Origin of the sequence: Chryseobacterium tructae, assembly GCF_030409875.1 — a bacterium.
Taxonomy (GTDB): Bacteria; Bacteroidota; Bacteroidia; order Flavobacteriales; family Weeksellaceae; genus Chryseobacterium; species Chryseobacterium tructae.
In genome coordinates this window covers 1-16604 of sequence record NZ_JAUFQR010000001.1, presented here as the reverse complement: position 1 = coordinate 16604, position 16604 = coordinate 1, and the positions used below count along the sequence as shown (strand labels likewise).

Genomic DNA, 16604 nt, shown 5'->3' with positions numbered 1-16604 from the left:
CAAAGTAGGTGGTTTTTTAATCTTAAAACTAATATGAAACTTAAAGTACCATTCCGTATAGGTTACCAATATGGCAACTGGGAACTAAACCTAATGAGCATAGCAGACAGTATTCCTGATAATTCTTATTGTAGCTATCTATGGGTAGGGAGTGAGATTAAGAAGTTCTTAAACTTCATACCTCACAGAACAGAGCTTATATTCTATTGGGATATACTGGAAGTTGTAATCCTTGAATTTGATAAGAAATCTGAAAGCTATTATAACAGAATCAATAAATCCCTATCAGATAGAGTGGAAAGAGTGAACCTTGAAATTCTACCTGATGGCATGATCATTCACAAGTTCATAACCAGAAAGGTGATTTATTGGAGTATCTACTTTCCTGTAAGTAAAGAAATAAGGTTGATTTACTTTTCAAACTCATTTGCTTACACCAAAACTCTACTGGAATAAAAGTTTATTCAGTACAATATCTAACAAAGTAATTTTAACAATAAAAACTTATGAAAAAGAAAATTTGAGAAATAATATGAGTGAAGAAATAATAATACACACTATAGAAGAAATAAGAGATATACATGACATGTATTTTAAAGAGATACAACAATTATTTGAAAAAAGAAAGAAGGAAGAATTAAGTCTGTTTGAAAAGAATAGATTGAGTTTGCTTATCAAAGAGTTACAGCTTTAAGATGCTATTTAAAGAAAGATGGAAAGGTTAGCAATCTATATAAATACTTCCATTTATACTTTCTCATAAAGGATAGGAGTGGAAACTACAGGATATAAACTCAAAAAACACTGAATAAGAAAGTAGTTAAGTTTAAAATGAAAAGGCATACTTTTAGGCATACTCTCATTAAGAAAAAGGTGTAAGATATTACATATCAATATGAAATACTACATGGTTCGAGCCCAGCAGGAGGAGCAAAAAGACTTACAGAAATGTAGGTCTTTTTTATTTATAAATAATTCATTCTATAATGATAGTTCCATGAATTAATATACTGACTCAGTACGAAATTTCGGATCATAGAATCATCTATTTCGATCAAAAAAAACTGCCAGGAACTAATTGATTATTTCAATTCAATTTAAAACTAAATTCATCAAATTATCATTTTACCTATTTCATCATTCTAATCATAAATTATCTATACTATATTCTCCCTCATTAAATATTTCCCACTATTCTGATGCCTTTAAATAAGGTGTATTTTACCCAGAATCAACGTTAAAACATATCAAAGTAAAGTTTACTATATGATAGGCTATTTTTGAGCCTAAAAGCGATTAATGATTGAAATTATCAATCAGGGCTGATAAACAATCAGAAATTAACATAAAGCAACTTTATTATCCCTCTTCTTCTCTTTTATCCACCTGCTTTATCATCCCGCAGGAATCTAGACAACGTTATGCTTGGCTGATATACCGTATCTTATTCAATAGAAGTAGATTTAGTCCGCTTTATCATTAATAACAATTCCAAAGGGCTTTAGCCAAAACCTGAATAATGAATAGTAATAGAGCTAAGCATACATACAATATTGTTATCCTCTATCTCTTTTCAAGCATTTAGATCCTTTCAGAAGGACAATATGCTATGGAAAAAGAATTGTAATGATATAAGGAATTGATCTATGAATCTGTGAGAAAATAAAAGATTGAAATGTAAAAAGGGTAACCCTGGTAAATATCTATCTATCTATCTATCTATCTATCTATCTATCTATCTATCTATCTATCTATCCAACATTCATTCAATAGAAGTGGGCTTTAGCCCGCTTTATCATCAATAACAATTCCAAAAGGCTTTAGCCAAAACCTGAATAACGAGGAGGAATAGAGCTAAGTATGCAGTGATACCAGGAAATATTAGTAAGAAACAAGAATAAAGAATAAAGAATAAAGAGTAAAGACTTCCATGAAGAACCAGTATCAGGAATGGGCTTCGGATTGCTCACTGTTTATTACTGGTTAGTGAGTACGTATTACTTATTGGGAGGAGATTACAGAGGTAAGGTATATAACAAAAAAAATCCTTTATCTTGCGATAAAGGATTTTTAAAAATAAAATAAAAACTGGCGGCGGCCTACTCTCCCGCGTTAGCAGTACCATCGGCGCTGGTGGGCTTAACTTCTGTGTTCGGAATGGGAACAGGTGAGCCCCACCGCTAAAACCACCCTAAAGGTTGTATATAAGATGTCAGATGCAAGACATCAGATCTCAGACGAATTTGTCTGATATCTGAGATCTAATCTCTGATATCTGTTTTAAGCGATAAAAACTTTCACAAAGAGCTAACCTTGCTGCACTTTCGAGCGGCCATATCAGGCTATAAATCTACGGGTAATTAGTACTACTCGGCTATGACATTACTGTCTTTACACCTATAGCCTATCAACGTGGTCATCTCCCACGACCCTTAAAAGATGTCTCATCTTGAGGCGAGTTTCGCACTTATATGCTTTCAGTGCTTATCTCTTCCAAACGTAGCTACTCAGCAGTGCACCTGGCGGTACAACTGATACACCAGAGGTTTGTTCAATTCGGTCCTCTCGTACTAGAATCAAGCCCTCTCAAACATCTAACGCCCGCAATAGATAGAGACCGAACTGTCTCACGACGTTCTGAACCCAGCTCGCGTGCCACTTTAATGGGCGAACAGCCCAACCCTTGGGACCTTCTCCAGCCCCAGGATGTGACGAGCCGACATCGAGGTGCCGAACCTCCCCGTCGATGTGAGCTCTTGGGGGAGACTAGCCTGTTATCCCCGGAGTACCTTTTATCCTATGAGCGATGGCCCTTCCATACGGAACCACCGGATCACTATGTCCTGCTTTCGCACCTGATCGACTTGTTGGTCTCACAGTCAAGCACCCTTATGCCATTACACTCTACGCACGGTTACCAAGCGTGCTGAGGGTACCTTTGAAAGCCTCCGTTACTCTTTTGGAGGCGACCACCCCAGTCAAACTACCCACCACGCAATGTCCTTCTAAAAGAAGTTAGGCTCCAAGTAAGTAAAGGGTGGTATTTCAACGTCGGCTCCACAGACACTAGCGTGCCCACTTCATAGCCTCCCACCTATCCTACACATTACTTACTCAAAGTCAATACGAAGTTATAGTAAAGGTTCACAGGGTCTTTTTCGTCCCATTGCGGGTAATCGGCATCTTCACCGATACTACAATTTCACAGAGCTCATGGTTGAGACAGTGCCCAGATCGTTACACCATTCGTGCAGGTCGGAACTTACCCGACAAGGAATTTCGCTACCTTAGGACCGTTATAGTTACGGCCGCCGTTTACTGGGGCTTCAGTCAATGCCTTCGGTTTAACCCTAAGCACCTTCCTTAACCTTCCAGCACCGGGCAGGTGTCAGACCCTATACTGCATCTTTCGATTTTGCAGAGTCCTGTGTTTTTTTGATAAACAGTCGCCTGGGCCTCTTTACTGCGGCCACCATTGCTGATGGCGTCTCTTCTCCCGAAGTTACGAGACTATTTTTGCCTAGTTCCTTAACCATGATTCACTCTAGCACCTTAGGATTCTCTCCTCGACTACCTGTGTCGGTTTTGGTACGGGTTGCTTCACTTCGGCTTTTCTTGGAAGCACTTTCCCTACAGCAGCTTCGCCCGAAGGCTAGGCCTTGACTATTCCGTCAGTCTCCAGTAAGTACGGCACTCCGTCCCCTTTTTAGTGTGAGCAAGTATGGGAATATTAACCCATTGTCCATCCACTACCCCTTTCGGGTTCGCGTTAGGTCCCGACTAACCCTCAGCTGATTAGCATGGCTGAGGAAACCTTAGTCTTTCGGTGAGGGGGGTTTTCTCGCCCCCCCTTTATCGTTACTTATGCCTACATTTTTCTTTTCTATCCGCTCCACAATACCTCACAGTACTGCTTCGGCGCAAATAGAATGCTCTCCTACCAGATGTATCTAAAATACAAATCCATAGCTTCGGTAATATGTTTATGCCCGATTATTATCCATGCCGGACCGCTCGACTAGTGAGCTGTTACGCACTCTTTAAATGAATGGCTGCTTCCAAGCCAACATCCTAGCTGTCAATGCAGTCCAACCGCGTTGCTTCAACTTAACATATATTTTGGGACCTTAGCTGTTGGTCTGGGTTCTTTCCCTCTCGGACATGGACCTTAGCACCCATGCCCTCACTGCCGTAGAACATTTATTAGCATTCGGAGTTTGTCAGGAATTGGTAGGCGATGAAACCCCCGCATCCAATCAGTAGCTCTACCTCTAATAAAACTTATATACGACGCTGCACCTAAATGCATTTCGGAGAGTACGAGCTATCTCCCAGTTTGATTGGCCTTTCACCCCCTACCCACAGGTCATCCGAAGACTTTTTCAACGTCAACCGGTTCGGTCCTCCACTCTGTGTTACCAGAGCTTCAACCTGCCCATGGGTAGATCACAAGGTTTTCGCGTCTAATCCTACTAACTATACGCCCTATTCAGACTCGCTTTCGCTCCGGCTCCGGTACTTAATACCTTAACCTCGCTAGTAAAAATTAACTCGTAGGCTCATTATGCAAAAAGGCACGCCGTCACAGCTTAATGCTGCTCCGACCGCTTGTAGGCGTACGGTTTTCAGGTTCTATTTCACCCTTCTATTCGAAGTGCTTTTTCACCTTTCCTTCACAGTACTTGTTCACTATCGGTCTTTCAGGAGTATTTAGCCTTGGAGGATGGTCCCCCCCCATATTCAGACAGGATTTTCACGTGTCCCGCCATACTCATTTATCATCTTAATATACCTTTCGAATACCGGGCTATCACCGTCTATGGCCGTTCTTTCCAGAACGTTCTTCTAAATATATAAAAGACTTTTTGGGCTAATCCGCTTTCGCTCGCCACTACTTACGGAATCTCTTCGATTTCTTTTCCTCCGGGTACTTAGATGTTTCAGTTCTCCGGGTTTTGCTCTCCTTGCGGAGTGACATGTCTTCAACATGCCGGGTTGCCCCCATTCGGACATCTGCGGATCAATTCGTGTGTGCCAATCCCCGCAGCTTTTTCGCAGCTTACCACGTCCTTCGTCGCCTCTGAAAGCCTAGGCATCCGCCATACGCCCTTAACGATTTCTTTCCTAATATTATTATTAGTTCAGTATTTTTCTAGATAATTTAAATTATCAATATTTTTGTAAACTTCGCACTCGAAAGTGCTCGGTTATCTCTTTGTGATGTCTTTACCGTTAATGTCAATGATCGTTATGCTATTTCTGATCTAATTCGCAAATATTGTTTTTGGCTCTATCTGCTTATTTAATATTAAAACCATCTATATGTGGAGAATAAGGGAGTCGAACCCTTGACCTCCTGCGTGCAAGGCAGGCGCTCTAGCCAGCTGAGCTAATTCCCCTCTAGGTCAAGATTTAAATATTTAATGATTTTTATCATTTAAAAAAATTAAACGCTGCTAATTTTTTTTAAATCTTTAAATTCTTCAATCTTTAAATCCCTTTAATTAGTAGTCTCGGGCAGGCTCGAACTGCCGACCTCTACATTATCAGTGTAGCGCTCTAACCAGCTGAGCTACGAGACTGTCTATTAGACGTAAAGATGATAGACTGATAGATAATAGACTAATTTCTTCGTCTTTCTCTCTCTGCTTTTTATCTTCTTTGTCTCTCTCAATCCCTTTACTAATTTCTAGTGGGTTTTTGTATTTTTTTAATATAAATCAACCAAACAAAAAAACTAAAGCTTTACTTTGAATAAGTACTTGTATCTCTCGATACTAATTTTTGTTTATCGTCTAAAAAGACGCTCTAAAAATGAGATGTTCCAGCCGCACCTTCCGGTACGGCTACCTTGTTACGACTTAGCCCTAGTTACCTGTTTTACCCTAGGCAGCTCCTATTACGGTCACCGACTTCAGGTACCCCAGACTTCCATGGCTTGACGGGCGGTGTGTACAAGGCCCGGGAACGTATTCACCGCGCCATGGCTGATGCGCGATTACTAGCGATTCCAGCTTCATAGAGTCGAGTTGCAGACTCCAATCCGAACTGAGACCAGCTTTTCGAGATTTGCATCACATCGCTGTGTAGCTGCCCTCTGTACTGGCCATTGTATTACGTGTGTGGCCCAAGGCGTAAGGGCCGTGATGATTTGACGTCATCCCCCACCTTCCTCTCTACTTGCGTAGGCAGTCTCACTAGAGTCCCCAACTTAATGATGGCAACTAGTGACAGGGGGTTGCGCTCGTTGCAGGACTTAACCTAACACCTCACGGCACGAGCTGACGACAACCATGCAGCACCTTGAAAAAAATGTCCGAAGAAAAAGTCTATTTCTAAAACCTGTCATTTCCCATTTAAGCCTTGGTAAGGTTCCTCGCGTATCATCGAATTAAACCACATAATCCACCGCTTGTGCGGGCCCCCCGTCAATTCCTTTGAGTTTTCAAACTTGCGTTCGTACTCCCCAGGTGGCTAACTTATCACTTTCGCTTAGTCTCTGAAGCCGAAGCCCCAAAAACGAGTTAGCATCGTTTACGGCGTGGACTACCAGGGTATCTAATCCTGTTCGCTCCCCACGCTTTCGTCCATCAGCGTCAGTTGTTGCTTAGTAACCTGCCTTCGCAATTGGTGTTCTAAGTAATATCTATGCATTTCACCGCTACACTACTTATTCCAGCTACTTCAATAACACTCAAGACCTGCAGTATCAATGGCAGTTTTCACAGTTAAGCTGTGAGATTTCACCACTGACTTACAGATCCGCCTACGGACCCTTTAAAACCCAATAAATCCGGATAACGCTTGCACCCTCCGTATTACCGCGGCTGCTGGCACGGAGTTAGCCGGTGCTTATTCGTATAGTACCTTCAGCTACTCTCACGAGAGTAGGTTTTATCCCTATACAAAAAGAAGTTTACAACCCATAGGGCCGTCGTCCTTCACGCGGGATGGCTGGATCAGGCTCTCACCCATTGTCCAATATTCCTCACTGCTGCCTCCCGTAGGAGTCTGGTCCGTGTCTCAGTACCAGTGTGGGGGGATCACCCTCTCAGGCCCCCCTAAAGATCGCAGACTTGGTGAGCCGTTACCTCACCAACTATCTAATCTTGCGCGTGCCCATCTCTATCCACCGGAGTTTTTCAATATCGAATGATGCCATTCAATATATTATGGGGTATTAATCTTCCTTTCGAAAGGCTATCCCCCCCAGATAAAGGCAGGTTGCACACGTGTTCCGCACCCGTACGCCGCTCTCTCTGTTCCGAAGAACAAATACCGCTCGGCTTGCATGTGTTAGGCCTCCCGCTAGCGTTCATCCTGAGCCAGGATCAAACTCTCCATTGTATGTTTGTCTGACTCACTCAAAGTTTTTTTAACGCTTTAGTTTTTTTTCCTTACTTGGTTGTTATATTGTATGTCAATGATCTTTTCTTCTTTCGCTTTGTAACGAAGCAATCTTTCTGTCAGTGTCGCTCCGTATTTGCGAGTGCAAAAGTAAAACTTTATTTCGTAATGACCAAATGTTTCGAAAGAAAATTTTAAAGTTTTTTAAGTAACCTTAATTCCTCCCTTAACCTCAATCTCTATACTCCTGCGCTCCCTTAATTGGGACTGCAAAGATACTAACTTTATTTTATCTCACAAGTTTTATTTGCTAAAACTTATAAAGCTTTTTTCGCTTATATCTTATCAAGTATCATATTGTTTTTGCTTATCTAAAAGCCCTTCTGCGCTTACCGAATCTCTTTCGTTTTTCAGTGGGGCAAAGATAGACTCTTCATACATACCCCCGCAAGTTTTATTTAACATAAAGTTTTACATACACATACTGATTGTTGGTAAGTATCATTATTAACTATTTGATTTATTTATACTTAAATAACAATTAATACTTATCCACAATTGTGGAATTGTTTTTTAAAAGTGTTCTAATACTGTTTTGGAGATATTATAGAAGGATTTTTATACACGTAATGAGTAATGAGTAATGAGTAATGAGTAATGGAAGTTATTATATAATGTATCGTCCCGTTTTCGAAAAGATTATTGAAATAGGTTGAGGCTAAAGCCAGAGGAAGGGGATTTATTTATTTTATTTATTTGAGCGGGCTAAAGCCCACTCCTATTGATGGAAGACTAGATGTGGGTAGTTGTAGTGGAAGATTTTGTAAATAATGGGATGGAGAGATTCTTACAGAATGACAAAGATTATGCAGAAGAGCATGAGAGAGAGAATTAAAAGAATGTATTAACAAAATCCATACAGGATCAGGATGGAAAAAGATTATTCGGAAGAATAGAAAAAGAATAAGCTGATTAAAATAATACATTGGGGGAGCTCCTTACAGAAGGACAATATACTATGGAAAAAAAGAATTGTAATGATATAAGGAATTGATCTATGGATCTGTGAGAAAAATAAAAAGATTGAAATGTAAAAAAAGGGTAACCCTGGTAAAATAAAAAAATCAGAAATAGACTTAGAAGAAGATAGAGTGTAGATCCCAATAATCACTTATCACCCACCTTGTCATCCCGTAAGGATCTAGAGTTAGACCTGATCTATCTATCTATCTATCTATCTATCTATCTATCTATCTATCCAACATTCATTCAATAGAAGTGGGCTTTAGCCCGCTTTATCATCAATAACAATTCCAAAAGGCTTTAGCCAAAACCTGAATAACGAGGAGGAATAGAGCTAAGTATGCAGTGATACCAGGAAATATTAGTAAGAAACAAGAATAAAGAATAAAGAATAAAGAGTAAAAGACTTCCATGAAGAACCAGTATCAGGAATGGGCTTCGGATTGCTCACTGTTTTATTACTGGTTAGTGAGTACGTATTACTTATTGGGAGGAGATTACAGAGGTAAGGTATATATAACATCCTTTATCTTGCGATAAAGGATTTTTTTAAAAAAATAAAAATAAAAAAACTGGCGGCGGCCTACTCTCCCGCGTTAGCAGTACCATCGGCGCTGGTGGGCTTAACTTCTGTGTTCGGAATGGGGAACAGGTGAGCCCCACCGCTAAAAACCACCCTAAAGGTTGTATATAAGATGTCAGATGCAAGACATCAGATCTCAGACGAATTTGTCTGATATCTGAGATCTAATCTCTGATATCTGTTTTTAAGCGATAAAAAAACTTTCACAAAGAGCTAACCTTGCTGCACTTTCGAGCGGCCATATCAGGCTATAAATCTACGGGTAATTAGTACTACTCGGCTATGACATTACTGTCTTTACACCTATAGCCTATCAACGTGGTCATCTCCCACGACCCTTAAAAGATGTCTCATCTTGAGGCGAGTTTCGCACTTATATGCTTTCAGTGCTTATCTCTTCCAAACGTAGCTACTCAGCAGTGCACCTGGCGGTACAACTGATACACCAGAGGTTTGTTCAATTCGGTCCTCTCGTACTAGAATCAAGCCCTCTCAAACATCTAACGCCCGCAATAGATAGAGACCGAACTGTCTCACGACGTTCTGAACCCAGCTCGCGTGCCACTTTAATGGGCGAACAGCCCAACCCTTGGGACCTTCTCCAGCCCCAGGATGTGACGAGCCGACATCGAGGTGCCGAACCTCCCCGTCGATGTGAGCTCTTGGGGGGAGACTAGCCTGTTATCCCCGGAGTACCTTTTTATCCTATGAGCGATGGCCCTTCCATACGGAACCACCGGATCACTATGTCCTGCTTTCGCACCTGATCGACTTGTTGGTCTCACAGTCAAGCACCCTTATGCCATTACACTCTACGCACGGTTACCAAGCGTGCTGAGGGTACCTTTGAAAGCCTCCGTTACTCTTTTTGGAGGCGACCACCCCAGTCAAAACTACCCACCACGCAATGTCCTTCTAAAAAGAAGTTAGGCTCCAAGTAAGTAAAAGGGTGGTATTTCAACGTCGGCTCCACAGACACTAGCGTGCCCACTTCATAGCCTCCCACCTATCCTACACATTACTTACTCAAAGTCAATACGAAGTTATAGTAAAGGTTCACAGGGTCTTTTTCGTCCCATTGCGGGTAATCGGCATCTTCACCGATACTACAATTTCACAGAGCTCATGGTTGAGACAGTGCCCAGATCGTTACACCATTCGTGCAGGTCGGAACTTACCCGACAAGGAATTTCGCTACCTTAGGACCGTTATAGTTACGGCCGCCGTTTACTGGGGCTTCAGTCAATGCCTTCGGTTTAACCCTAAGCACCTTCCTTAACCTTCCAGCACCGGGCAGGTGTCAGACCCTATACTGCATCTTTCGATTTTTGCAGAGTCCTGTGTTTTTTTGATAAACAGTCGCCTGGGCCTCTTTACTGCGGCCACCATTGCTGATGGCGTCTCTTCTCCCGAAGTTACGAGACTATTTTTGCCTAGTTCCTTAACCATGATTCACTCTAGCACCTTAGGATTCTCTCCTCGACTACCTGTGTCGGTTTTTGGTACGGGTTGCTTCACTTCGGCTTTTTCTTGGAAGCACTTTCCCTACAGCAGCTTCGCCCGAAGGCTAAGCCTTGACTATTCCGTCAGTCTCCAGTAAGTACGGCACTCCGTCCCCTTTTTTTAGTGTGAGCAAGTATGGGAATATTAACCCATTGTCCATCCACTACCCCTTTCGGGTTCGCGTTAGGTCCCGACTAACCCTCAGCTGATTAGCATGGCTGAGGAAACCTTAGTCTTTCGGTGAGGGGGTTTCTCGCCCCCTTTATCGTTACTTATGCCTACATTTTCTTTTCTATCCGCTCCACAATACCTCACAGTACTGCTTCGGCGCAAATAGAATGCTCTCCTACCAGATGTATCTAAAATACAAATCCATAGCTTCGGTAATATGTTTATGCCCGATTATTATCCATGCCGGACCGCTCGACTAGTGAGCTGTTACGCACTCTTTAAATGAATGGCTGCTTCCAAGCCAACATCCTAGCTGTCAATGCAGTCCAACCGCGTTGCTTCAACTTAACATATATTTTGGGACCTTAGCTGTTGGTCTGGGTTCTTTCCCTCTCGGACATGGACCTTAGCACCCATGCCCTCACTGCCGTAGAACATTTATTAGCATTCGGAGTTTGTCAGGAATTGGTAGGCGATGAAACCCCCGCATCCAATCAGTAGCTCTACCTCTAATAAAACTTATATACGACGCTGCACCTAAATGCATTTCGGAGAGTACGAGCTATCTCCCAGTTTGATTGGCCTTTCACCCCTACCCACAGGTCATCCGAAGACTTTTTCAACGTCAACCGGTTCGGTCCTCCACTCTGTGTTACCAGAGCTTCAACCTGCCCATGGGTAGATCACAAGGTTTTCGCGTCTAATCCTACTAACTATACGCCCTATTCAGACTCGCTTTCGCTCCGGCTCCGGTACTTAATACCTTAACCTCGCTAGTAAAATTAACTCGTAGGCTCATTATGCAAAAGGCACGCCGTCACAGCTTAATGCTGCTCCGACCGCTTGTAGGCGTACGGTTTCAGGTTCTATTTCACCCTTCTATTCGAAGTGCTTTTCACCTTTCCTTCACAGTACTTGTTCACTATCGGTCTTTCAGGAGTATTTAGCCTTGGAGGATGGTCCCCCCATATTCAGACAGGATTTCACGTGTCCCGCCATACTCATTTATCATCTTAATATACCTTTCGAATACCGGGCTATCACCGTCTATGGCCGTTCTTTCCAGAACGTTCTTCTAAATATATAAAGACTTTTGGGCTAATCCGCTTTCGCTCGCCACTACTTACGGAATCTCTTCGATTTCTTTTCCTCCGGGTACTTAGATGTTTCAGTTCTCCGGGTTTGCTCTCCTTGCGGAGTGACATGTCTTCAACATGCCGGGTTGCCCCATTCGGACATCTGCGGATCAATTCGTGTGTGCCAATCCCCGCAGCTTTTCGCAGCTTACCACGTCCTTCGTCGCCTCTGAAAGCCTAGGCATCCGCCATACGCCCTTAACGATTTCTTTCCTAATATTATTATTAGTTCAGTATTTTTTTCTAGATAATTTAAATTATCAATATTTTTTTGTAAAACTTCGCACTCGAAAGTGCTCGGTTATCTCTTTGTGATGTCTTTACCGTTAATGTCAATGATCGTTATGCTATTTCTGATCTAATTCGCAAATATTGTTTTTGGCTCTATCTGCTTATTTAATATTAAACCATCTATATGTGGAGAATAAGGGAGTCGAACCCTTGACCTCCTGCGTGCAAGGCAGGCGCTCTAGCCAGCTGAGCTAATTCCCCTCTAGTAGACTTCAGATCTCAGATCCCAGATTCCAGACTTAAATGTCTGATCTCTATTTTCTGATCTCTTCCCGTCTTATAATTAGTAGTCTCGGGCAGGCTCGAACTGCCGACCTCTACATTATCAGTGTAGCGCTCTAACCAGCTGAGCTACGAGACTGTCTGTTAGACTAACAGATTTCAGATAATAGATATCAGATTTTTCTGACCCTCTTATCTTCATCCTTGTCTCTCTCAATCCCTTTACTAATTTCTAGTGGGTTTTGTATTTTTAATATAAATCAACCAAACAAAAAACTAAAGCTTTACTTTGAATAAGTACTTGTATCTTGCGATACTAATTTTGTTTATCGTCTTTAAGACGCTCTAAAATGAGATGTTCCAGCCGCACCTTCCGGTACGGCTACCTTGTTACGACTTAGCCCTAGTTACCTGTTTACCCTAGGCAGCTCCTATTACGGTCACCGACTTCAGGTACCCCAGACTTCCATGGCTTGACGGGCGGTGTGTACAAGGCCCGGGAACGTATTCACCGCGCCATGGCTGATGCGCGATTACTAGCGATTCCAGCTTCATAGAGTCGAGTTGCAGACTCCAATCCGAACTGAGACCAGCTTTCGAGATTTTGCATCACATCGCTGTGTAGCTGCCCTCTGTACTGGCCATTGTATTACGTGTGTGGCCCAAGGCGTAAGGGCCGTGATGATTTGACGTCATCCCCACCTTCCTCTCTACTTGCGTAGGCAGTCTCACTAGAGTCCCCCAACTTAATGATGGCAACTAGTGACAGGGGTTGCGCTCGTTGCAGGACTTAACCTAACACCTCACGGCACGAGCTGACGACAACCATGCAGCACCTTGAAAAATGTCCGAAGAAAAGTCTATTTCTAAACCTGTCATTTCCCATTTAAGCCTTGGTAAGGTTCCTCGCGTATCATCGAATTAAACCACATAATCCACCGCTTGTGCGGGCCCCCGTCAATTCCTTTGAGTTTCAAACTTGCGTTCGTACTCCCCAGGTGGCTAACTTATCACTTTCGCTTAGTCTCTGAAGCCGAAGCCCCAAAAACGAGTTAGCATCGTTTACGGCGTGGACTACCAGGGTATCTAATCCTGTTCGCTCCCCACGCTTTCGTCCATCAGCGTCAGTTGTTGCTTAGTAACCTGCCTTCGCAATTGGTGTTCTAAGTAATATCTATGCATTTCACCGCTACACTACTTATTCCAGCTACTTCAATAACACTCAAGACCTGCAGTATCAATGGCAGTTTCACAGTTAAGCTGTGAGATTTCACCACTGACTTACAGATCCGCCTACGGACCCTTTAAACCCAATAAATCCGGATAACGCTTGCACCCTCCGTATTACCGCGGCTGCTGGCACGGAGTTAGCCGGTGCTTATTCGTATAGTACCTTCAGCTACTCTCACGAGAGTAGGTTTATCCCTATACAAAAGAAGTTTACAACCCATAGGGCCGTCGTCCTTCACGCGGGATGGCTGGATCAGGCTCTCACCCATTGTCCAATATTCCTCACTGCTGCCTCCCGTAGGAGTCTGGTCCGTGTCTCAGTACCAGTGTGGGGGATCACCCTCTCAGGCCCCCTAAAGATCGCAGACTTGGTGAGCCGTTACCTCACCAACTATCTAATCTTGCGCGTGCCCATCTCTATCCACCGGAGTTTTCAATATCGAATGATGCCATTCAATATATTATGGGGTATTAATCTTCCTTTCGAAAGGCTATCCCCCCCAGATAAAGGCAGGTTGCACACGTGTTCCGCACCCGTACGCCGCTCTCTCTGTTCCGAAGAACAAATACCGCTCGGCTTGCATGTGTTAGGCCTCCCGCTAGCGTTCATCCTGAGCCAGGATCAAACTCTCCATTGTATGTTTGTCTGACTCACTCAAAGTTTTTTAACGCTTTAGTTTTTCCTTACTTGGTTGTTATATTGTATGTCAATGATCTTTTCTTCTTTCGCTTTGTAACGAAGCAATCTCTCTGTCAGTGTCGCTCCGTATTTGCGAGTGCAAAAGTAAAACTTTATTTCGTAATGACCAAATGTTTCGAAAGAAAATTTTAAAGTTTTTTAAGTAACCTTAATTCCTCCCTTAACCTCAATCCCTATACTCCTGCGCTCCCTTAATTGGGACTGCAAAGATACTAACTTTATTTTATCTCACAAGTTTTATTTACTAAAACTTATAAAGCTTTTTCCGCTTATATCTTATCAAGTATCATATTGTTTTTGCTTATCTAAAAGCCCTTCTGCGCTTACCGAATCTCTTTCGTTTTTCAGTGGGGCAAAGATAGACTCTTCATACATACCCCGCAAATTTATTTAACATAAAATTCATATCTGTGTAACATTTTACTTCTAACCCACTGATACCTTGAGAGAAAAATTTTAAACATTTGTTTGGAGATTACAATGAGAGGGTTTGGGAGTAATGGAATTATAGGGAGATGGGCGTTATCATATACAAATGGGAATAATAAATTTATACATATATACTATAAAGGTAGGTTTTCAGAATCATTTTGAAATAGGTTTGGGCTAAAGCCAAAGGAAGAGGACTTGTTTATTTATTTATTTGAGTGGGCTAAAGCCCACTCCTATTGATGGAAGGCTAGATGTGGGAAGCTGTAGTGGAAGATTTTGTAAATAATGGGCGGGAGAACCCTTCCAGAATGACAAAGATTGCGTAGAAGAATGGAGAGATGAAATAATGCATTGGTGAGATCTTTGAAGGATGACAAAGATTGTGGATAGATCGAGCTTAACATGTATTTATAAGAAGATACTATGATCCTGTACAATATTTTCTAGTTATTATATTGAATAAAATCATTCAATATATATTACATGTCAAGTATTACACATCACGTCAACAAGCATTACTTATTACCTATTGCTCGTCATTTATACTTATGTCCCCTACCCTAGCCCCGATGTTCTATGTTAATTTGCAAATTATTTAAGTTAAAATTTTATCTTTTATATAATCAGAATTATAAGGGACTTTGTTTTTAACTACTCCAAAGCATATTCTTAAAAGTTTATTGCATACAGCGATGAGTGCTACTTTTTTAGGTTTTCCTTTAGCTAACAACCTTAAATAAAGTTCTTTACAATGGGGGATTGTGTTTAATCGCCGTCCATGAACACACATACAATAAACTTCGTATATGAGTCTTGGAAGTGCGACATTTTCCAGGAGAATACGATTTTTTTCCAGATTGATATATTCTAGGAGCTAAACCAAAAATACTTAACTAATGATTGTGCTGAATTAAAAATTTTTTTAAATCCTGAAGTAGCCGTCATCAATTGTAAAGAGGTTTTTTTCTCCAATTCCGGAAAACGGACTGTATAAGTTCTTTAGTTTTCTTAAAGTCTTTATCCTGAAGTTGGGGAAGGCGCTTTTCTACTTCTTTGATTTCTTTATCCAAATGCTTAAGCTTTCTTTCATAATGCTTCTCAGTATCTGGATTAATTTGTGAATGGTAGCGTAATGCTTTAAGCCTTGCAGCATAACGTCGCTTCTCCTCTTCGAGATCAGTCAGAAGTTTGATCTCCTGATCCAGATATTCTATCTCCATACTTTTGGGTACATAAAGAGCGGGGCTGAACATCTCTCCATAAAGCCTGATTAATCTGGCATCTTCCGCATCTGTTTTACTGATTATATTTTTCATTCTTGCAAAATGCTTTACAGACATACAATTGATCAGACTTACTTCTAATCCATGGCTCAAGGATAAATGAAGAATACGGCTGCTGAAATTCCCGGTTGCTTCAATAACAAGGCTATACTCTTGGGATGATATTTTTTTCTTATAAAAAGAAAGAATCGAACGCTGGTTATTTTTCTATATTGAAAAACACATTCTTGATTTTTGTTCATTAATAAAGCTTAGCGTTAAAAAAATTTAGCGCCAACATCAACACCGATAACTTTTTTTTTGATATTTTTTTTGACATAAGCAATGACTTTATTAAAGAGGTTTTTCTTCTGATCCATCATGGTAAAAAGTTATTACCAAAACAATGTTCTATCCGGATTTAGAAGAAAAACAGCAGCAGGGGGGATAAAAATCAGGGGCGATATCTAGTATCTGAGAAGCGTCTGCCTTAATCCTGCTGCTTTTTACTCTTTAGGTTTAATTTTTTTACACTAATTTACTCAAGTATTTTAAGTAATGTAAACTTACCATAAAAGCGGTTACCCCACAGCATGAGTTGGAGAGTGGATGGCATTAGCATGGGAAAGGTTCGCGCGAGGAGTATGAGCGGATAGCGGGAAATAGCTCCTTATGATGTTTGAGAGTTTGAGAGTTTGAGAGTT

3 protein-coding genes, 4 tRNA genes, 6 rRNA genes and 1 pseudogene are annotated in these 16604 nt (G+C 41.6%); 2 read left to right on the top strand and 12 right to left on the bottom strand.

Annotation, left to right across the window (positions count from 1 at the left end):
- The first annotated feature begins 33 nt into the window (after positions 1-33).
- Positions 34-456, top strand: coding sequence for a hypothetical protein (locus tag QWZ06_RS00065; RefSeq protein WP_290295126.1), 423 nt, complete (start codon positions 34-36; stop codon positions 454-456).
- A 76-nt stretch (positions 457-532) separates the two neighbouring features.
- The gene (locus QWZ06_RS00060) at positions 533-694 is read left to right on the top strand and encodes a hypothetical protein (protein ID WP_290295125.1); all 162 of its coding nucleotides are present in this window, start codon (positions 533-535) and stop codon (positions 692-694) included.
- Between the two features lie 1392 nt (positions 695-2086).
- On the opposite strand, the gene rrf (QWZ06_RS00055) is transcribed toward QWZ06_RS00060, so the two are convergent.
- From rrf (QWZ06_RS00055) to QWZ06_RS00005, 12 genes and pseudogenes are all read right to left on the bottom strand, one after another.
- Positions 2087-2194: ribosomal RNA gene (rrf, locus tag QWZ06_RS00055) — 5S ribosomal RNA — on the bottom strand.
- Between the two features lie 146 nt (positions 2195-2340).
- Positions 2341-5123: ribosomal RNA gene (locus tag QWZ06_RS00050) — 23S ribosomal RNA — on the bottom strand.
- A 202-nt stretch (positions 5124-5325) separates the two neighbouring features.
- Positions 5326-5399 (bottom strand) — tRNA-Ala (locus tag QWZ06_RS00045).
- Between the two features lie 109 nt (positions 5400-5508).
- Positions 5509-5582, bottom strand: a tRNA-Ile gene (locus tag QWZ06_RS00040).
- A gap of 230 nt (positions 5583-5812) precedes the next feature.
- Positions 5813-7347 (bottom strand): 16S ribosomal RNA (locus QWZ06_RS00035).
- 1593 nt (positions 7348-8940) lie between these two features.
- A 5S ribosomal RNA gene (rrf, locus tag QWZ06_RS00030) occupies positions 8941-9050 on the bottom strand.
- Positions 9051-9199: 149 nt separating this feature from the next.
- Positions 9200-11975, bottom strand: a 23S ribosomal RNA gene (locus tag QWZ06_RS00025).
- Positions 11976-12181: 206 nt separating this feature from the next.
- Positions 12182-12255, bottom strand: a tRNA-Ala gene (locus QWZ06_RS00020).
- A gap of 86 nt (positions 12256-12341) precedes the next feature.
- Positions 12342-12415, bottom strand: a tRNA-Ile gene (locus QWZ06_RS00015).
- A gap of 209 nt (positions 12416-12624) precedes the next feature.
- Positions 12625-14144, bottom strand: a 16S ribosomal RNA gene (locus QWZ06_RS00010).
- Together the 16S, 23S and 5S rRNA genes with 4 tRNA genes alongside form the textbook arrangement of a ribosomal RNA operon.
- A gap of 1240 nt (positions 14145-15384) precedes the next feature.
- Positions 15385-15525 carry a transposase gene (locus QWZ06_RS27655; protein WP_353959996.1) on the bottom strand — a complete coding sequence of 47 codons (141 nt, stop codon included), beginning with the start codon at positions 15523-15525 and terminating at the stop codon, positions 15385-15387.
- A 57-nt stretch (positions 15526-15582) separates the two neighbouring features.
- Positions 15583-16113 (bottom strand): annotated as a pseudogene (locus QWZ06_RS00005) (IS110 family transposase); the annotation flags it as partial.
- Positions 16114-16604 lie beyond the last annotated feature (491 nt).